This window comes from Streptomyces sp. NPDC051105, from assembly GCF_040682795.1.
Lineage (GTDB): Bacteria > Actinomycetota > Actinomycetes > Streptomycetales > Streptomycetaceae > Streptomyces.
On the sequence record NZ_JBFBBR010000007.1, the window covers coordinates 417,023 to 435,968 of the forward strand.

Consider the following 18,946-nt stretch of genomic DNA (forward strand, 5'->3'; position numbering starts at 1 on the left):
ACTATCGGACGCTGCATGGCCCAGATCGCGATGGTCATGAACCTCGACAAGTGCATCGGCTGCCACACCTGTTCGGTCACCTGCAAGCAGGCGTGGACCAACCGGCGGGGCATGGAGTACGTCTGGTTCAACAACGTCGAGACCCGGCCCGGCCAGGGCTATCCACGCCGTTACGAGGACCAGGAGACCTGGCGCGGCGGCTGGGAGCTGAACCGGCGCGGCGCGCTGAAGCTCAAGGCGGGCGGCCGGCTGCACAGACTTGCCGGGATCTTCGCCAACCCCAGGCTCCCGGAGATCAAGGACTACTACGAACCCTGGACGTACGACTGCAAGAACCTCATCGACGCCCCGCTCGGCGACGACTACCCGGTCGCTTGGCCGGTCTCCCAGCTCGACGGCAAGCCGATGAAGATCGAGTGGTCGTCGAACGGGGACGACAACCTGGCCGGCGCCCGCGCCCACGACGACCTGGACCCGATGATCGAGCGCACCCGCCAGCAGGCCTCGGACAAGGTCAGGTTCGAGTTCGAGCAGAGCTTCATGTTCTATCTGCCGCGCATCTGCGAGCACTGCCTCAACCCGTCGTGTGTGGCCTCCTGCCCGTCCGGGGCGATGTACAAGCGGGTCGAGGACGGCATCGTCCTCGTCGACCAGGACACGTGCCGGGGCTGGCGGATGTGCGTGACCGGATGCCCGTACAAGAAGGTCTACTTCAACCACGCCACCGGCAAGGCCGAGAAGTGCACCCTGTGCTCTCCGCGCCTGGAGGTGGGGCTGCCGACGGTCTGCTCGGAGACCTGCGTGGGCCGGCTGCGCTATCTCGGGGTGATCCTCTATGACGCCGACCGGGTGACGGCGGCGGCCGAGACCAAGGACGAGAAGGCGCTGTACGAGGCCCAGCTGGGCGTCTTCCTGGACCCGGAGGATCCGGCGGTGCGGCAGGCCTGCGCGGAGGCGGGTATTCCGGACGACTGGCTGGAGGCGGCCCGCCGTTCCCCCGTGTACCGGCTGATCCACACCTACCGGGTGGCCCTGCCCCTGCACCCGGAGTACCGCACCATGCCGATGGTCTGGTACATCCCGCCGCTGTCCCCCGTCGTGGAGGCCCTGTCCGAGACGGGCCACGACGGTGAGGACGCCCAGAACCTCTTCGCCGCGATCGACACCCTGCGGATCCCCCTCGCCTACCTGGCCGAGCTGTTCACGGCGGGCGACACCGCTCCGGTGCGGGCGTCCCTGGAGAAGCTGGCCGCCATGCGCTCCCACATGCGGGCGCTCAACCTCGGCGAGGAACCGGACGCGCGGATCTGCGCCGAGGTGGGGATGACCGCGGCGGAGATCGAGGCGATGTACCGGCTGCTGGCGATCGCCAAGCACGAGGACCGGTACGTGATCCCGACCGCGGCGGTCGGCGACGCACGCCGGCTGGAGGAGTCCGCGCTCCCGGACGGGTGCAGCCTCGACCACGACGGCGGCCCGGGCATGGGCGGCGACGGGCCCTTCGGCCAGGACTCGGGCCGGAAACTGCTCCCCCTGGTGTCGGTGGAGAACTTCCACCTGCTGCGCAGACGGCAGACCGCCGGCACCCCGGACGAGGCTAAGGAGGCCTGATGTCCACGGACGCGGTGTTCTACCAGGCGGCGGCGCTCTGCCTCACCTACCCGGACGACGACTTCATCGCCCGGCTGCCGCTGCTGCGCGAAGCAGCCCCGCAACTGCGGGAGTTCACCGACCATGCGGCGGTGACCCCGCCGCAGGAGCTGGCCGCGCACTATGTGCAGGTCTTCGACTTCAAGAACCGGCACAGCCTCTACCTCAGTTGGTGGCACGACGGCGACACCCGCCGCCGGGGCATGTCCCTGGTCCGCTTCAAGGACGTCTACAAGGCGTACGGCATGGAGTTCACCGGCGAGGAACTGCCGGACTTCCTGCCCGCGGTCCTGGAGTTCACGGCACGCACCGGCAACACGGACCTGCTCACCGAGCACCGTGACTGCCTGTCGGAGCTCCGGCGCAGGCTCACCGACTTCGGCACGCCGTACGCGTGCGTGCTGGACGCGGTCTGCGCGGCCCTGCCGACCGCACGCACCGGAGCCCGCCCATGAGCGTCCTCCTATGGGGCGCCCTGCCCTACGTCGCGTGCGCGCTGCTCGCCGCCGGGCTGGTCCCTACACCCGCCTGGTCCACATGTTCAGCGCCCCTCTCCAGTACCTCTTCCGCCCCTACGTGGTGTACCGAAGCCGGGACCCCCACCAGCTGGGCCCCCGCCCGGAACGCCGAGGCTGGGAGACCACCCGCCACTGACCCCCAGCCGCTCCCGGCGGTGCCTCACCCGGCCGCATCCCTCTCGTCGTCCACGATCTCCGCGTCCACCACTCCCTCTTCCTCGGCCTCGGGCGGCCGCTGTTCTTCGGCCGAACCGCCGGAGGCAGCCGCGTACATGGCCTGGCCCATGCGCTGGCTGACGGTCGCCAGTCTCTCCACGCCCTGGCGGAGTTCCGCGGTGTCCGCGTTGCGGTCCAGCAGGGCCTTGAGCTCGGTGATCGCCGATTCCACGTCGGTCTTCGTGTCCGCCGGTACGCGGTCCTCGTTGTCGCGGATGAACTTCTCGGTCTGGTAGACGAGTTGCTCGGCCTGGTTGCGGGTCTCGGCGGCCTCGCGGCGGTTGCGGTCCTCCTCGGCGTACTGCTCGGCCTCCCGCATCATGCGGTCGATGTCGTCCTTGGGGAGGGCGGAGCCGCCGGTCACGGTCATCTTCTGCTCACGCCCGGTCGCCAGGTCCTTCGCCGAGACGTGCATGATCCCGTTCGCGTCGATGTCGAAGGCGACCTCGATCTGCGGTACCCCGCGCGGTGCCGGCGGCAGCCCGGTGAGGTCGAAGACGCCGAGCTTCTTGTTGTAGGCGGCGATCTCCCGTTCGCCCTGGTAGACCTGGATACCCACGGAGGGCTGGTTGTCGGCGGCGGTCGTGAAGATCTCCGAACGCCGGGTCGGGATCGTGGTGTTGCGCTCGATCAGCTTCGTCATGATGCCGCCCTTGGTCTCGATGCCCAGGGACAGCGGGGTGACGTCCAGCAGCAGGACGTCCTTGACGTCACCGCGGATGACGCCTGCCTGGAGGGCGGCGCCGACCGCCACCACCTCGTCCGGGTTGACCCCCTTGTGCGGGTCCTTGCCGGTGAGTTCCTTGACCAGGTCGGTGACGGCGGGCATCCGGGTCGAGCCGCCGACCAGGATCACATGGTCGATCGCGGACAGCTCCACGCCCGCGTCCTTGACGGCCTGGTGGAACGGCTTCTTGCAGCGGTCCAGCAAGTCCGCGGTCAGCTCCTGGAACTGAGCCCGCGTCAGCTTCTCGTCCAGATGCAGCGGACCCTCGGCTGATGCCGTGACGTACGGCAGGTTGACCGACGTCTCCGTGGACGAGGACAGCTCGATCTTCGCCTTCTCGGCGCCCTCGCGCAGCCGTTGCAGCGCCATCTTGTCGTTGCCCAGGTCGATGCCGTACTGCCCCTTGAAGCGTTTGACCAGGTGCTCCACGACCCGCTGGTCCCAGTCGTCGCCGCCCAGGTGCGTGTCGCCGTTGGTGGCCTTGACCTCGATCACGCCGTCGCCGATCTCGAGGAGGGAGACGTCGAAGGTTCCGCCCCCGAGGTCGAAGACGAGGACCGTCTGCTCCTCGCCCCGGTCGAGGCCGTAGGCGAGCGCCGCGGCGGTCGGCTCGTTGATGATCCGCAGCACCTTCAGGCCGGCGATTTCCCCGGCCTCCTTGGTGGCCTGCCGCTGCGAGTCGTCGAAGTACGCCGGCACGGTGATCACCGCGTCGGTGACGTCCTCGCCGAGGTACGCCTCGGCGTCCCGCTTCAGCTTCTGCAGCACCCGCGCCGACAGCTCCTGGGCCCGGTACCGCGTGCCGTCGACGCTCCCGCTCTCCGGGAACCGCCAGGCGCCGTCGCCCATGTGCCGCTTCACCGAGCGGGCGGTGCGGTCCACGTTGGTCACCGCCTGCCGCTTGGCGACCTCGCCGACCAGCACATCGCCGTTCTTCGCGAAGGCCACCACCGACGGGGTGGTGCGCGCCCCCTCGGCGTTGGTCACGACGGTGGGCTCACCGCCCTCCAGGACGGCCACCACCGAGTTCGTCGTACCGAGGTCGATCCCGACCGCACGTGTCATGTCCGTCCCCTTCCATCCAGGGCACTTCCCCGACTCCAGCACAAAACTTGAGCGGGCCGTTGTCAATGCCGGGTACCCCGTAAACGACGATGCCGCGCCCCGGGACGGGGACGCGGCATCCGAGGGGGTACGACGGTCAGGCGAGCTTCGCGTCCAGGGTGATGGTGGTGCCGGCCAGGGCCTGGCTGACCGGGCAGTTCTTCTTGGCGTCCTCGGCGGCGGCGGCGAAGCCGGCCTCGTCCAGGCCGGGCACCGTGCCCTCGACGGTCAGGTGGATCCCGGTGATGCCCTCGCCCGGCTGGAACTTGACGTCGGCGTTGGTCACCAGCCTGGTGGGCGGGGTGCCGGCCCCGGCGAGGGCGTGCGAGAGGGCCATGGAGAAGCAGCTGGAGTGGGCGGCCGCGATCAGCTCCTCGGGGCTGGTCTTGCCGTTGGACTCCTGGGACCGCGAGGCCCACGTGACCGGCTGGTCGCCGATACCGGAGGAGTCGAAGGTGATGACACCGTTGCCCTCAAGGAGATTGCCCTCCCAGACGGTGTGCGCGATGCGCGTGACGGCCATGGTTGTTCCTTTCAGCGTGTGAAGGCGAAAGAACCGGTTTCGCTGCCTCCATCCGATCACATCCCGGCTCACCGCACGCGGAAGACCGGCCCACGGGGGGTGAACGGCAGGCGACGCCCGTCGGGGACGAGGTAGGCGTGCTCGCGCCGCACCCGCAGGACGTCGCACCAGCCGTCGGTGATCACCAGGACCGGTGCGGTCGGCGGGAAGTCGTCCGCGCGCTGCAACAGGTCGATCCCGGGCTGGAGGACGGTACCGCCCCGGCCGTGCACCCGGACCCGCCCGGCGATCTCGGTCGTCGGCAGGTACCCGGCGTCGTGCGGGGCCGCGTCGCAGAACACGACACGGGCCGCCGGCACGTCCCGGGCCTCGGCGTAGGAGGCGATGGCGCCCAGGGCCTTGCCGAGCAGGGTGCGGTCCATGGAGCCGGAGGTGTCCAGGACCACGCCGAAGGTGCAGCGGGCGACCTCCTCGGGCGGGAAGTACCGGCCGGCGCGCGGGATGTCCGGGGTGGACGACTGCCGGCGGGAGGGCCGGGCGTACGACCGGACGGCTTCCGGCCGGGGCACGAACTCGTCGAACCAGCGGGCGAGCTGCGCGTCCCAGGGCAGCGGCGGATGGCTGAGCGCGCGGATCTCCTCGACCAGGCCGCCGGGCAGGAACCCGCGGTCCTGCGCTTGGTGCAGGTCGAGACCCTGGCCGAGGCCCCGGCGGTAGAACTCGTCGAGGTCGACACAGGCGCCGGGCGGCCCGAGCGGCGCGCCCAGGACGTCACCGCGCCCCTTGCCGCGCAGAGTGGCGAGGCGCCGCATCCGGCGCAGGTCGACGGCGATCCGGTCGTACACCTCCTCCGCCGACAGGTCCTTCAGCTCCGGGTCGTGCAGGAGGCCTTCGGGCATGGTGCCGACGCGCATCTCGACCAGCCAGCCGTTGATGACGTAGTCGCAGGCGACGTTGAAGAGGTAGGGGTCGCGGCCACCGAGGCGGTCGCCGTGGCGCAGGGCGGCGTGCAGCATCTCGTGGGCGAGGACGAACCGCCACTCCTCGTCGTCAAGGGTGCGCAGCGGGTTGACGTAGATCTCGCCGGCCTCGGGGTTGACCGCGGCGATCGCGATGTCGTGGGCGCGGGCCAGCTCGGCGTCGGCGACCAGCTTGATGCCGGCCGCGATCCCGCCGAGCAGCGGATAGGAGGAGACGAACCAGCTCAGCGCCTTTTCCCAGGGGCGCAGCGGGGTCGGCGGCCCGGTCATGGAGGTGCGGCGGCCGCCGGCCAGGTCCATCGCCCGGGACATGGTCCGGGTCAGCGCGTGCGCGAACGCGACCTGCCAGTCGGGGACTTGGCCGGCCCACTTGTCCCAGGGCAGGAGGATCTGGTCGGGCTCGCCGCCGCTGGTGCCGCCGCGCTCGTAGGCGGCCGGGACGCCGCCGACACGGCGCCAGCCGGCGGCCAGCCGGTCCTCGTCACCCTCCGGATAGGACGCGGGCAGATGATCCGGTGCCTCGCCGACCGGGAAGGTCCCCAGGAAACGGTTGACGACGGTGCAGCGGGCGGCGAGGTCGTAGCGGTCGGGCTCGGTGCGCGGCCCGGTGGCGGCGGGCAGGTGGCCGAAGCCGAGATGGATCGTGCAGTGGGCCAACGCCCAGGCCCACTCGGCCGGTTCGGCGCGCCGGGTGGCGTGGGCGTGCAGGACTCCGTTGGAGTCGGCCCGTACCAGCCCTTCGTGGGGCGCCAGTTCACACGTCTCGTGCCGGCAGAGGGTGAACTCGACGGCCTGCAGGGCCGGGTTGGCGCGCAGCAGCTCGACCCCGGCCGCGAAGTTCTCCGCCGCGGGGTCCTTCTTCTGTTCCTTCTTCTGGTCCTTCCGGCCGCCGCGGCTCATCGTCGGGCTTCCACCAGCCGGGGCATGTCCCGGGCGGCCTCGATCAGGAACCAGGAGGGCAGCACGGGGTTGCCCTCGGCGTCGGAGGCGATGACGGTCTGGGCGACCTCGACGGAGATCTCGGCGAGCTGCACGAGCAGCGACTTGGCGCGGTACGCGGTCTGCCGGCCGTTCGCCGACATGTGTTCCTTGGCGGCGGGCAGCTCCTTGACCAGCCGCCCGCGGAACGACTCGGCGAGGTAGTACAGCAGGTCGCGGTCCTCGATCCGGTGCGGCCAGCCGGCGTCGCCCTTGAGGATCGCCTCGATGCCGAACCGGCTGCGCACGATCTTGACGTATCCGCAGAAGGCGGTGGCGTGGGCCGGGGTGAGCGTGCCGTGCGCGAGGACCTTCAGGGTCTCCTCGTCGAGGTCGCGCCCGAAGGAGTGCAGGGCGTCGGAGAGCATGTGCCAGGAGCGCGGGGTGGAGAACGGCTCCTCGGTCTTCGGCGGCTTGGACCACAGATGGTCGGGCCGGTCGGTGAGGTGGTCCAGGATCCAGGGGTGGATGCCGTTGCCCGCCGCCCAGGCGAGCCAGTCGTGCGCGGAGGCCGCCAGGTGGACGTGGGCCAGCCGGTTGACGAGCGCGGAGGCGATGGGCCGGGCGAGGGCGTTGTCGGTGGCCCGGTTGCCGGCGCCGATCACGATCGACCCCTTGGGCAGCTCGTAGTTCCCGATCCGGCGATCCAGGATCAGCGAGTAGAACGCCTTCTGCACATCCGGGGTGGCCGCGTTCAGCTCGTCGAGGAAGAGGCAGTACGGCTCGTCGCGGGCGATCGCCTCGGGCGGGCAGAACACCGACCGCCCGTCCCGGATCTGGGGAACGCCGATCAGGTCCTCGGGCGCGAGCTGCGTCCCGAGCAGACTCACACACTCCAGCCCCAGCGACTCGGCGAACGCCCGCACCAACGAGGACTTCCCGATCCCGGGTGCCCCCCAGATGAACACGGGCCGCACGGTGGCCAGGCCGAGAAGAAGCTCGGGGAGACGGGCGGGGGTGACGGTGACGGCAGCCTGCAAGAAGCGGCTCCTTGGGGGATGTTCGAGCGATGTGCGACTCGAACAGTGTGAGCCGGTACCGGGAGGAACGCAGCCGATTTTCCGCCGGACGACTTGAGGCGCCCCTTCAGGGGCGCGGGGCTGTGTCGATGTGCGGCTCCGCCGCGCGGGCGCGAACAGCCCCCACCGGCCCCCGGTGAACGAACTACGCGGCCCTCTCCTCGCCCGCGGGCAACGGCACCTGCGGCCCGTCCGCCTCCCGAAGCCACCGCCGCAGCACCCCGTGCACGGCCTCCGCCCCCACCAGTTCCTCGCCCTCCTCCACCGGCCCGGAAACGCAGACCGGCGACAACAGGAACGGCCTCCCCTGGGCGCCCCCCAGCCCCCCGTGCGAGCCGATCTGCTCCTCGAACGCGAGGACGTCGCCGCCTTCCGGGTCGTACGACGAGTTCACCATGATGTCGGCGGTGTGCGGGAACGAGTGCGTACGCCGGACAGCGTCCGCCGCGCCCGCCCCGAAGCCGGCCAGCGGCCCCGGATGCCCGTCGAGCCGGTCCAGCGGTATCTCCGCGCCGTACGCCCCGAGCACCACCCCGCCGTGCTCCTCGCTGCGCACCAGCAGGAATCCGATGCCGGGGTGGTTGGCGAGGGTGGTGAGCAGGGCGGGGTACCGGGCGTCCATCTCCTCCTTGGTCATGCGGTGCGGCACGTCCGGGAAGGAGACCAGGCCGAGGTTGCCGGAGGCGAGCACGACCGGTTCCGAGCCCCGAGTGGGCCGGTGCTTCTCGCCGCTTTCCTCGACCGGCCTGCGCAGCGCCGCGCGGACGGCGGCCCGGGCCTCGGCGCCGCTGTGCGTCCGCTCGGCCCGGCGTGGCACGTGCAGCCCGCAGCCGGCCCGGACCAGGTCGCCGAGGCTCAGGCCGTACCGGGAGTGGAAGGTCTCGCCGGGACTCTGCCCGTGGTCGGAGAGGACGACGATCCGGTACCGCCGCGGGGCGTGCTCCGCGACCTTCTCGATCAGGGCGAGGGCGCGGTCCAGGCGCTGCAGCACCTTCTCGGCGTCTCGGCTGTGCGGCCCCGAGTGGTGGGCCACCTCGTCGTAGGCGACGAGGTCGGCGTAGACGGCGGTGCGGCCGGCGAGCAGGTCTCCCATGACCGCCGCGACGACGACGTCCCGTTCGACGACGGTGGCGAAGGCGCGGACGAAGGGGTAGAGGCCGCCGCGCTTGACGCGGGGCCGCTGCTTGCGCATCCGGGCCGTGGCCGACTGGCCGATCTCGCGGCCGACCTCGGCGAAGAAGGAGAGCGCGGTGCGGACGGCGTTGGCCGGGTCGGAGAAGTAGGCGAAGTAACCGGCGCGGGAACGGTTCTCCCGGCCTCGGCGCCGGGTGGCTATGGACAGCACGAGGGCCTGCTCGTCGGCGCCGCCGCTGAAGAGGTTGCCGCGGCTGGCGCCGTCCAGGGTGAGCAGTCCTCCGTCGGCGGTGCGCTCGATGGCGCGGCGCTGGAGTTCGGCGGCGCTGGTCGGCCGGTTGCAGACCATGACCTCCCTGCTGTCCTTCTCGTACCAGCGGAAGGCCGGGACGTCGAAGGTGGAGCCGTGCAGGATGCCCAGCTGGCTGGCGCCGGTCTGGCTGGACCAGTCGGTGCGCCAGGGGGTGAGCCGGTGGGTGGCGTCCAGCCAGGCGGCGACCGTGGGCATCAGGCCCTTGGCGACGGCGGCGGTGAGCACGTCGTGGCCGACGCCGTCGAGCTGGAGGAAGACGGTGCCGGGGGTGGCCGGGCAGGGCGGGCGGGAGCCGCGGCGGCGGGTGGCGAGCCGGGAGAGCCGGCTCCGGTAGGCGTCGTCGTCGCGCACGGCGAGGGCACCGCCGGTGGCGGAGGCGACGGCGGACATCACGGCGGCCACGATCACGGCGGTCTCCGGGGCGGCCTCGCTCTGCCCCGAGGGGTCGACGCGCAGGGCGACGAGCAGGAGGGAGCCGTTGAGGAAGAAGACCAGCAGGCCGAGGACGAGGGCCGGCACCAGCAGCAGCAGCCGTACGAGAAGGGGCCATACGACGGCCGACAGGACACCGAAGGCGCCGGCGCCGAGGGCCGCGGTCATGGCGATACGGGTGGCGCTGTCACCGTCGGCGGACTGGAGCTGGAAGTCGGGCAGGATCCCGGCGAGGACCAGCATGGTCACGGTGGACACCGCCCAGACCACGACGCTCCGCCCGATCTGACTGACGACCCGCCGCCACCGCACGCCCCACCGACCTCACGTCCGCGACCCGCGTCCGCCGCGGGTCTGCTGCCGCCAACACTGTCACACGGCCGTGGACGCGAGCGGGCTCACCTCCCGTCGTACCCCGCCGTGGGCATCGACAGCCTCCGGTGGACCCGTGCCTTCATCTGGGCGTCGTAGCAGGGCTCGGCCCGCCCCACCGTCTCCACCCGCACCCCGCGTCTCGCGCACTCCGCCGTGAAGTCCTCGACCGACGACAGCGCGCTCTCCAGCACCCGTCTGCTCGGTGCGACGAAGATGTCGAGGCCGGGTCGGACACCCGCCCACAGGGCGCTGTGGTCGTGGCGCAGCCCGCGGACCAGGAGTTCCCGGGCGATGACGTATCCGTGCTCCACGGCCCAGCGCGCGCACATCGCGTGCTGGCTGCGGGAGTCGACCAGGAAGGGGTCGATCTCCAGTTCCTCCAGGGGCGTCAGACTCGCGATGGCGGTCACCCGCACCGGCGCGAGCCCGCGGTAGGCACCCCGCACCTGTCCCATGGCGTCCCCCCTCACCTCCGGGTTTCGCCGCCGACCCTACTCCTGCACGTAGGCTTCGGGGAGTCGCGCGAAGGAGGCAAAGAGGTGCCGGTGGAGATCACCTGGTGGGGTCACGCCACCTGCACGATCGAGGATTCGGGCGTACGGCTGCTGACCGATCCTCTGTTCGCGCGCCGGCTCGCGCACCTGCGCCGCCGCCGGGGCGCCCCGCCGCCGTCCGAGGCCCGTCGTGCGGACCTCGCGCTCGTCTCCCACCTGCACGCCGACCATCTGCACGTCCCCTCGCTGGCCGGGCTCGCCCCGGGCACGCGCCTGCTTGTGCCCCGGGGCGCACCACGCGCGGTTCCCGCGCTCCGCCGGCTCCGGCAGCTGCGGATCACCGAGGTCGGCGTCGGGGACGAGATATCCGTCGGCCGGCTGGTCGTCCGGGTCGTGCCCGCACGTCACGACGGGCGCCGGCTGCCGGTCGGCCCGCACCGCTCCCCCGCCCTCGGGTATGTCGTCGAGGGTGCGGCCCGGACGTACTTCGCCGGGGACACCGGGCTGTTCGACGAGATGGCCGAGGCGGTCGGGCCGGTGGACGTGGCCCTGCTGCCGGTCGGCGGGTGGGGGCCCCACCTCGGAGAGGGGCATCTCGACGCCGGGCGGGCGGCGCGGGCGCTGGCCCGGCTGGCGCCGCGCAGCGCGGTGCCGGTGCACTACGGGACGTACTGGCCGATCGGTATGGACGGGGTGCGTCCGCACGAGTTCCATGCGCCGGGCGACGAGTTCGTGCGCCTGGCGGCGGAGTACGCGCCGCGGGTGGCGGTGCACAAACTCGGTCACGGGGAGAGTGTGCGGCTGGAGGTCGCACGGTGAGACTGCTGGTGGTGATGGTGGCCGCCGGCGCCACGGCGGCCACCTCGTCGACCTCGTCGACCGAGTCCACGCAGCAGGCGATCGGCTATCCGACGCTGTTTCTGCTGGTGCTGGCCGGGGCGCTGGTGCCGGTGGTGCCGACGGGGGCGCTGGTGAGTTCGGCGGCGGTGGTGGCCTTTCACCAGACAGCGCCGTTCGCGCTGGCGTTGGTGCTGGTGACGGCGTCGCTGGCGGCGTTCCTGGGGGATGCGGCGCTGTACTGGCTCGGGCGGCGGGGACTGCGGTCGAAGAACGGGTCGCGGTGGCTGGCGGCGATCCGGGCGCGGGCGCCGGAGGACCGGCTGGAGCAGGCGCAGGCGAGGTTGGCCGAGCACGGGGTTGCCGTACTGGTGTTGTCACGGCTGGTGCCGGCGGGGCGGATACCGGTGATGCTGGCCTGTCTGCTGGCGGAGTGGCCGTTGCGACGGTTCGCGCGGGGGAACGCGCCGGCCTGTGTGGCGTGGGCCGTGACCTATCAGTTGATCGGGATTCTTGGCGGGTCGTTGTTTCCGGAGCCGTGGGAGGGGGTTGTGCTGGCGGTCGCGCTGACCGTGGTCATCAGTGTGGCGCCGAGTCTGTGGCGACGGGTTCGACCTGCCCAGTGACGGTGCCTTGCGGGGCGCGGGTGCACGGTGGCCGGCCGCGCCCACGCGGCGGCCGGCGCATACCGATGCCGTCCCGCGCCCCTGGAGGGGCGCTCTAGTCGATGGCGCTTTCGAACGAAGCCCGCTCCAGCACTCTGGACCCGCCCACCGGCAGGTCCCACAGGTCCTCCCGCTCCCGTCCCGCCTTCTCCCACGCCGCCCGTACCCGCCGCAACGGCTCGAGCACCGGCTCTGCCGAGAGGATGAAGGTGCCCCAGTGCATGGGGGCCATCCGCCTCGCCCCGAGGTCCCCTGTCGCCCGGACCGCCTCCTCCGGGTCGAGGTGGACGTCGCTCAGCCACCAGCGGGGGTCGTAGGCGCCGATGGGCATCAGGGCGAGGTCGATACCCGGGTAGCGGCCGCCGATGCGGGAGAACCAGTGGCCGTAACCGGTGTCGCCGGCGAAGTAGACGCGCTGCCCGTCGGCGGCGGTGAGGACCCAGCCGCCCCAGAGGCTGTGACAGGTGTCGGTGAGGGTGCGCTTGGACCAGTGGTGGGCGGGGACGAAGTCGAAACGGGCGCCGGGTAGTTCCGCCGCCTCCCACCAGTCCAGCTCGGTGACGGTGGTGAAGCGGCGGCGCCGGAACCAGCGGCCGAGGCCGGCCGGTACGAACACCGGGGTGTCGCGCGGGAGGCGGCGCAGGGTGGGGGCGTCCAGGTGGTCGTAGTGGTTGTGGCTGATGACGACCGCGTCGACGCGGGGCAGTGTCTCCCAGTCCACGCCGACCGGGGTGATCCGGGCCGGGGTGCCGATGATGCGGCGGGACCAGACGGGGTCGGTGAGGACGGTCAGGCCGCCGATCCGGACGACCCAACTGGCGTGGCCCGCCCAGGTGACGGCGACCGTGCCGGTGTCGACGCGGGGCGGCGGGCCCGGCTCGTAGGGCAGCCGGGGGATGTCGGCGAGGCCCTCGCGCCCGGGGCGGACGGAACCCTCGCGGGCGAAGCGGGCCATGGCCTTGAGGCCGGGCAGGGGTGCGGTCAGGCGGTCGTGGAAGGTCCGTGGCCAGACCCGGAGTTCGCCCAGCGGGCGGGGTTCGGCGAGCGGCGGGAACGCAGGCGCGTAGGGAGTCGGAGCGGTGGGGGTCGGGGTGGGAGTGGTGACGGTGGGGGTGGGAGCGGTGGGGGTGGTGGCGTCCTGGGCCGTCGGGGCAGTCGGGTCGGCAGTCGTCGCGGGGGCAGTCGTCGTGGTGGACCCTGACTCATGCGTCTGCTGCGTCTGCTGCGTCATCGAGGAGGCTCCCATCGCTGAGCGTTGTCGCGGAGATCGTCGAGTACCGACCTCAAGGACATCAACGCGCGTTGCACGTGTGGCAGTTCCAACGGTGCGGGGGACGTGAGGCATTCCAGGCGTTCCTCGTCGGTGCCGCCCAGCAGCGGCCCGGTGGCGAGCCGGACGCGCAGGGCCTGGAGGTCGTCGCCGAAACGGTGACCGCCGGGCGCGGGCATGCCGAGCCGGACGGTGAGGAAGTCCTCCAACTCCTGTGCGTCGCCGACCCCCTGGGCGCCGAGCGCGGCGCGCAGCGGTTCCAGGTCGGCGTACAGGTGACGGCCGGCCTGCGGGGGCCTGGACATGCCGCCGCCGGCGACCACCGCGGTGTGCACGGCGGCGGCCACGCGCGCGTGCAGGCGTACGGCGGCGGCCCGGCGGGTGGTGACGGGCTCGGGCTCGTCGAGCGCGTGGGCGGCGGCGACCGCGACCGGCCCGGCGAGGCGGGCGCCGAGCGCGGTGAGGACGTCGAGCACGCGCGCGTGCAGGGCCGAAGCGGTGTCGCCCTCGGGGAACCGGGCGACGGCGGCGGGCCAGCCGGCCGGCAGCAGGGCGCCGGCCAGGTCGCTGACGACGGTGACCCGGTCCGGGACCATCTCGGCGGGGCTGAGCAGCACGGTGGCGTGCGGCGCGTGCAGGGTGTCGCGCCAGGTCTCGTCGCTGACCAGGTGGAGTCCCTCGCCGGTGGCCGCCTCCACGGTCGCGTGCAGCAGTTCGGGCGGGGCGACGGTGGCGGTCGGGTCGTCGGCGACGGAGAGCACCAGCAGCCGGGGGTCGCCGCCCTCGTCCCGGACCCGGCGCACGGTCTCCAGCAGCGCGTAGGGGTCGGGCACGCCCCCGGACTCGGCCGGGGTGGCCACGTGGAAGACGGGCCGGCCGAGGAGCCGGGCGTACGGCGCCCACCAGGCGGCGCAGGGGCGCGGCACCAGGACGTCGCCGCCGAGCGCGGCGGTGAGCGCCACCAGGAGGGCGGGGGCGCCGGGGCCCGCGGTCACCCGGGCGGGCGTGGCGGGCAGCCCGCGGCGCTCCCAGTAGCCGCGCGCCGCGTCGAGCAGCGCCGGACCGCCGCCGACGGGCTCCTCCCCGCCTCGGCTCGCGGCGGCGGCCAGCGCGGTGGCGAGTTCGGGCAGAACGGGCAGCCCGTCGTCGGGCAGCGCCGGCCCGTACCGGACGGGTCCGTGGCCCCGCGCGGGCGTGTCCCGGGGCGGCCCCTGACCCTCGGGATCCGTCCGCCGCATGTCCGCCTCCGCGCAGTCCGTGGTGCCGTGTGCCGTCCGGTCCGGGCCGTGCGCTCCGTCGGGCGGTGGTGCGTACGGTGCCGGAGTGGTCGCCTCTGGGGTTCCCCGGTGGCGGCCGTCTCATCCGTCCGCGCGGGACCTCGAGCCGGCCAGCCGGTACACCGCGCCGCCGCACGCGGCCGCGATCAGCATGCCGCCCGCGACCAGTGCGGGAACCGAGTCCGTGAAGGCGCCGCCTGCCCCGGCCTCCACGCCGTGCTCGACGGTCGGCGGATCGCAGGAGGTGTCACCGCCGCGCGGCTCGGCACACGCGCGGTCGTGGTCGTCCGCGCAGGAGCCGGTCGAGCCGGTCGAGCCAGTGGAGCCGGTCGAGCCGGCTCCGCCGTAACCGGAGGAGCCGAAGGAACGGGAGGAACCGGAGGGGGCACACTCGTGTCCGCCCTCGCCGCACGACTTCTGCCCCGCGGCACAGGGCCGCTCGCCGTCGCCCCCCGTCGCCGTGCCGCCCCCGACGTCCCCGGGAGAGCCCGTGGCGTCGTCGCCCCGGCCGCCGGTGCCCGCGTCACCCCGGGCGGCCGTGCCGTCGTCGTCTCCCCAAGCGCCCGTACCGGTGTCACTCCGAGCGCCCGTGCCGGTGTCGTCCCGAGCCCCCGTGCCGGTGTCGCCCCAGGGAGCCGTGGCCTCGTCACCGTGCGGGACCGCGCCGTCGACCCCCCGAGAGACCGTGCCGTCAGCACCGTGCGGCACCCCGCCGTCCCCGCCGGGCACCGCGCCGCCGTCACTGTGCGGCACCCCGCCGTCCCCGCCGGGCACCGCGCCGCCGTCACTGTGCGGCACCCCGACGTCCCCGCCCGGGACCGCGTCGGCCGGGGGAACGCCGCCTCCCTCACCCCCGACGCCGCTCCCCTCGCTCCCGGGGACCGTGAGGGGTGTGTTCCGGGGCGGCCCCTGTACCCCGCCCGCCGCCGGGCAGGTCTCGCCGGTCGTCCCGCAGGTCACAGAGCCGGTGGCACCGGGCCGCGCGGCCCCGGGGCTCGCTTCGGCGGCAGGGCTCGCTTCGGCGGCGGGGCCGGCCACGGCGGCCGTACCGGCGAGGCCGAACGCGGCACCCGTCAGGACGGCGACGGACAGGGCGCGAGCGGTACGGCGCATGGGGTGGCTCCTCGGAACGTACGACTCCGGGGACACGCGGCTGGTGCCCCCGCAGCCATCACAGCCCGCCCCACGCCGTGCCGCGCGCGGCCGACCCCCATTCGCGGGACACGCCGGTCCTTTCGGGTGACGGCACGGGGGGATTCCGGTGTGTCGGCCCCATGCCACCGGGTACGCGTCCGGCACCCCTGAAGTACCTGGAGGGAGATATGCAGCGAGGCAGTGACCGGCTGAGCGTGCACCGGGACGAGGAGATGAAGCACGAGCTGCGCGGACTGCTCAGGTCCGGGCATCCGACACGCACCGAGGACTGGAACGACCCCGAGCCACCCGCCGAGGACGACCCGGAGGTGTACCGCGCCCCGATGCTGCCGTGGACCAGTGAGCGGCCGTCCCTGGCGACCGTCCGGCTGGAGCTGGCCCGGTCCCTGACCCGGCACGACTTCCCGGCCCAGCCGAGCGAACTGGCACGCGTGCTGCGCCGCGGCAACGCCCCGGACGCCCTGGTCCGGCAGGTGTCCCGGTTGCCGCGTTCGACGCGCTATCGCAACCTGCTGGCGCTGGCCGAGGCCGTGGTCGGCGGGGAGTGAGCCGGGACACCGGCGATGAAGCGAGGGAAGCCGAGAGAGCAAGGAGTGAACACCATGCGTATCGCGTTTCTGACCGCGCCCGAGGGCGTGGAGCAGGTCGAGCTGACCGAACCGTGGAAGGCGGTCTCCGACGCCGGGCACGAGCCGGTGCTGGTGTCGACGAAGCCGGGGCGGGTCCAGGGCTTCGACCATCTCGACAAGGCGGACACGTTCCCCGTGGACGAGGTGGTCGGCGACGCCTCGACGGACTCGTTCGGGGCGCTGGTGCTGCCCGGCGGGGTCGCCAATCCGGACTTCCTGCGGACGGACGAGCAGGCCGTGGCGTTCGTGAAGGGCTGCTTCGAGGCGGGCCGGCCGGTCGCGGCGATCTGTCACGCGCCCTGGACGCTGATCGAGGCCGATGTGGTGCGTGGCCGGACCCTGACGTCCTGGCCGAGCCTGCGGACCGACATCCGCAACGCCGGCGGCACCTGGGTCGACGAGCAGGTCCAGGTCTGCGCGGCCGGTCCCAACACGCTGGTCACCAGCCGTAAGCCGGACGACCTCAAGGCCTTCTGCGAGGCCTTCCTCGACGCGCTGCACGAGGCCTGAGCCCGAGCAGGGCGCCGGTCTCAGCTCGCGGAGGCGCGCGGTGTCGCCGTCTCCGCGCAGCTGCGCTCCCTGGCGCCCTCCCTGGTGCGGCCGGCGGCGACGATGCGGCGCGGGTTGCGGCGCAGATACTCGCCCTCCAGCTGGGCCATGCGCTCGTTGTGGGCGCGCAGCGCGTCGTTGGAGCCGTACAGCAGGGTGTCGTGGCGCGTCCGGTGGATGGTCTCCAGCTCCTTCATGAGCTGCTGGTCGTCCAGTCGGCTGGGGTCTACTCCGGTCATGGTGGTACCCCGCTCGTCGTGTCCGTCCCGGCGGTCCGGATCCCTGCATCCACTGTACGAAGGTCCGGGCCGCCGGGCCTGTCTAGTGCCGCGGCACTAGCGGGCCCGCTCCACCCGGCGCTCGTCCCACACCGGCTCGGGGGTCTCGCGCACCCGGCCGTCGGTGCCGAAGACCAGGTAGCGGTCGAAGGAGCGGGCGAACCAGCGGTCGTGGGTGACGGCGAGCACCGTGCCGTCGAAGGCCTCCAGACCCTCCTGGAGGGCTTCGGCGGACTCCAGGTCGAGGTTGTCGGTCGGCTCGTCGAGCAGCAGCGCCGTTACACCCTGTAGCTCCAGCAAGAGGATCTGGAACCGGGCCTGCTGGCCGCCGGAGAGCCGCTCGAAGGTCTGTTCGGCCTGGTGGGTCAGCTCGTAACGGCGCAGCCGGGACATCGCGGCGCCCCGGTCCTGGGAGTGCTCCGTCCACAGGATGTCGAGGAGGGTACGGCCCTGGAGTTCGGGGTGGGCGTGGGTCTGGGCGAAGTGCCCGGGCACCACCCGGGCGCCCAGCTTCCACTGTCCCGTGTGCGCCACCTCCTCGCCGGCCAGCAGCCGCAGGAAGTGCGACTTGCCGGAGCCGTTGGAGCCGAGGACGGCGACCCGTTCGCCGTAGAAGACCTCCAGGTCGAAGGGTTTCATCAGGCCGGTGAGTTCGAGTCCCGCGCAGGTGACGGCGCGCACGCCGGTACGGCCGCCGCGCAGCCGCATCCTGATGTCCTGGTCGCGCGGCGGCTCCGGGGGCGGGCCTGCCTCCTCGAACTTGCGCAGCCGGGTCTGCGCGGCCGCGTACCGGGAGGCCATCTCGTGGGAGACGGCGGCGGCCTGACGGAGGTTCAGCACCAGCTTCTTCAGCTGGGCGTGCTTCTCGTCCCAGCGGCGGCGCAGTTCCTCGAAGCGGGCGAAGCGTTCGCGGCGGGCGTCGTGGTAGGTGGCGAAGCCACCGCCGTGCACCCAGGCGTCGGCGCCGGTCGGCGAGGGTTCCACGGAGACGATCTTCTCGGCGGCACGGGCGAGGAGTTCCCGGTCGTGGGAGACGAACAGGACCGTCTTGCGAGTCTCCTTCAGCTGCGCCTCCAGCCAGCGCTTGCCGGGGACGTCGAGGTAGTTGTCCGGCTCGTCGAGCAGCAGCACCTCGTCGGTGCCGCGGAACAGGGCCTCCAGCACCAGCCGCTTCTGCTCGCCGCCGGAGAGGGTGCGCACCTGCCGCCACTGGGCCTTGTCGTACGGCACGCCGAGCGCGGCCATGGTGCACATGTCCCAGAGCGTCTCGTGCTCGTAGCCGCGGACCTCGGCCCAGTCGGCGAGTGCCTGCGCGTAGCGGAGCTGGGCGGCTTCGTCGTCGACGGTCATGATGCCGTGCTCGGCCCGGTCCACGGCCTGCGCGGCCTCCCGGATCCCGGGGGGCGCCACCGACACCAGCAGATCACGCACGGTGGTCTCGTCCCGGACGGAGCCGACGAACTGGCGCATCACGCCGAGGCCGCCGCTCACGGTCACGGTGCCGCCGTGCGGTTTCAGCTCGCCGGAGATCAGCCGCAGCAGGGTGGTCTTGCCGGCGCCGTTGGGGCCGACCAGCGCGACGGCGGCCCCCTCGCCGACCCGGAACGACACATCGCCGAGCAGGGCCCTCCCGTCGGGAAGGTAGTACTCGAGATGCGCGGCTTCCAGGTGTCCCATGGTCAGGGATTCTGCGCGGCAGCCCCGACCGGGGGCAAACCGTTATCGTCCCGACGTCTTCCGGCCGCGGGCCAGTGGGGGCTGGTCGCGCAGTTCCCCGCGCCCCTTTGTCCTCCAGAAGGCGAACGCGTCACTTGCTGAACTGA

At 72.7% G+C, this 18,946-nt stretch carries 17 protein-coding genes and 1 pseudogene; 7 read left to right on the forward strand and 11 right to left on the reverse strand.

The window, feature by feature from the left end; genetic code table 11:
* Positions 1-15 precede the first annotated feature (15 nt).
* The 3 genes and pseudogenes from narH to AB0N16_RS20385 form a co-directional block, all read left to right on the forward strand.
* Positions 16-1,611 carry a nitrate reductase subunit beta gene (narH, locus tag AB0N16_RS20375; protein ID WP_365798516.1) on the forward strand — a complete coding sequence of 532 codons (1,596 nt, stop codon included), beginning with the start codon at positions 16-18 and terminating at the stop codon, positions 1,609-1,611.
* Positions 1,611-2,105: a nitrate reductase molybdenum cofactor assembly chaperone gene (narJ, locus tag AB0N16_RS20380; RefSeq protein ID WP_365798518.1), complete on the forward strand. Its 495-nt coding sequence runs from the start codon at positions 1,611-1,613 to the stop codon at positions 2,103-2,105. The genes narH and narJ overlap by 1 nt, the downstream gene beginning before the upstream one ends.
* Before the next feature lie 61 nt (positions 2,106-2,166).
* A pseudogene (locus AB0N16_RS20385) lies at positions 2,167-2,304 on the forward strand (respiratory nitrate reductase subunit gamma); the annotation flags it as partial.
* Positions 2,305-2,328: 24 nt separating this feature from the next.
* Here the strand turns inward: AB0N16_RS20385 and dnaK are convergent.
* The 6 genes from dnaK to AB0N16_RS20415 form a co-directional block, all read right to left on the reverse strand.
* The gene (gene dnaK / locus AB0N16_RS20390; RefSeq protein WP_365798520.1) at positions 2,329-4,176 is read right to left on the reverse strand and encodes a molecular chaperone DnaK; all 1,848 of its coding nucleotides are present in this window, start codon (positions 4,174-4,176) and stop codon (positions 2,329-2,331) included.
* A 136-nt stretch (positions 4,177-4,312) separates the two neighbouring features.
* Positions 4,313-4,738 (reverse strand): OsmC family peroxiredoxin, encoded by a 426-nt coding sequence (locus AB0N16_RS20395; protein WP_351699034.1) that lies wholly within the window; start codon positions 4,736-4,738, stop codon positions 4,313-4,315.
* 68 nt (positions 4,739-4,806) lie between these two features.
* Entirely contained in the window at positions 4,807-6,618 is a 1,812-nt protein-coding gene (locus AB0N16_RS20400) for a hypothetical protein (RefSeq protein WP_365798522.1), read from the reverse strand.
* Positions 6,615-7,676: a MoxR family ATPase gene (locus AB0N16_RS20405; RefSeq protein ID WP_365798524.1), complete on the reverse strand. Its 1,062-nt coding sequence runs from the start codon at positions 7,674-7,676 to the stop codon at positions 6,615-6,617. The genes AB0N16_RS20400 and AB0N16_RS20405 overlap by 4 nt, the downstream gene beginning before the upstream one ends.
* 184 nt (positions 7,677-7,860) lie before the next feature.
* A complete protein-coding gene (locus tag AB0N16_RS20410; RefSeq protein ID WP_365798526.1) occupies positions 7,861-9,906 on the reverse strand; it encodes an alkaline phosphatase family protein in 2,046 nt (681 codons plus the stop codon).
* An 86-nt stretch (positions 9,907-9,992) separates the two neighbouring features.
* On the reverse strand, positions 9,993-10,424 hold the full coding sequence (locus tag AB0N16_RS20415; protein ID WP_365798528.1) for a hypothetical protein: 432 nt from the start codon (positions 10,422-10,424) through the stop codon (positions 9,993-9,995).
* 84 nt (positions 10,425-10,508) lie between these two features.
* Here AB0N16_RS20415 and AB0N16_RS20420 point away from each other — a divergent pair, with 84 nt between their 5' ends.
* Positions 10,509-11,282 carry an MBL fold metallo-hydrolase gene (locus AB0N16_RS20420; protein ID WP_365798530.1) on the forward strand — a complete coding sequence of 258 codons (774 nt, stop codon included), beginning with the start codon at positions 10,509-10,511 and terminating at the stop codon, positions 11,280-11,282.
* Between the two features lie 14 nt (positions 11,283-11,296).
* Positions 11,297-11,926: a VTT domain-containing protein gene (locus AB0N16_RS20425; protein WP_365798589.1), complete on the forward strand. Its 630-nt coding sequence runs from the start codon at positions 11,297-11,299 to the stop codon at positions 11,924-11,926.
* Between the two features lie 94 nt (positions 11,927-12,020).
* On the opposite strand, the gene AB0N16_RS20430 is transcribed toward AB0N16_RS20425, so the two are convergent.
* The 3 genes from AB0N16_RS20430 to AB0N16_RS20440 form a co-directional block, all read right to left on the reverse strand.
* A complete protein-coding gene (locus AB0N16_RS20430; protein WP_365798532.1) occupies positions 12,021-13,196 on the reverse strand; it encodes an MBL fold metallo-hydrolase in 1,176 nt (391 codons plus the stop codon).
* Entirely contained in the window at positions 13,193-14,473 is a 1,281-nt protein-coding gene (locus AB0N16_RS20435; RefSeq protein WP_365798534.1) for an aminotransferase class I/II-fold pyridoxal phosphate-dependent enzyme, read from the reverse strand. Before AB0N16_RS20435 ends, AB0N16_RS20430 begins: the two co-directional genes overlap by 4 nt.
* Before the next feature lie 120 nt (positions 14,474-14,593).
* A complete protein-coding gene (locus AB0N16_RS20440; RefSeq protein WP_365798536.1) occupies positions 14,594-15,625 on the reverse strand; it encodes a hypothetical protein in 1,032 nt (343 codons plus the stop codon).
* Between the two features lie 209 nt (positions 15,626-15,834).
* On the opposite strand from AB0N16_RS20440, the gene AB0N16_RS20445 reads away from it, so the two are divergent.
* Complete coding sequence (locus tag AB0N16_RS20445; protein WP_365798538.1) at positions 15,835-16,215, forward strand: DUF2795 domain-containing protein; 381 nt, start codon at positions 15,835-15,837, stop codon at positions 16,213-16,215.
* A 54-nt stretch (positions 16,216-16,269) separates the two neighbouring features.
* Entirely contained in the window at positions 16,270-16,806 is a 537-nt protein-coding gene (locus AB0N16_RS20450; protein WP_365798540.1) for a type 1 glutamine amidotransferase domain-containing protein, read from the forward strand.
* A gap of 20 nt (positions 16,807-16,826) precedes the next feature.
* On the opposite strand, the gene AB0N16_RS20455 is transcribed toward AB0N16_RS20450, so the two are convergent.
* Positions 16,827-17,084: a DUF6158 family protein gene (locus tag AB0N16_RS20455; RefSeq protein WP_360474837.1), complete on the reverse strand. Its 258-nt coding sequence runs from the start codon at positions 17,082-17,084 to the stop codon at positions 16,827-16,829.
* Between the two features lie 96 nt (positions 17,085-17,180).
* A complete protein-coding gene (locus AB0N16_RS20460) occupies positions 17,181-18,800 on the reverse strand; it encodes an ATP-binding cassette domain-containing protein (RefSeq protein WP_365798542.1) in 1,620 nt (539 codons plus the stop codon).
* Positions 18,801-18,946: the final 146 nt, after the last annotated feature.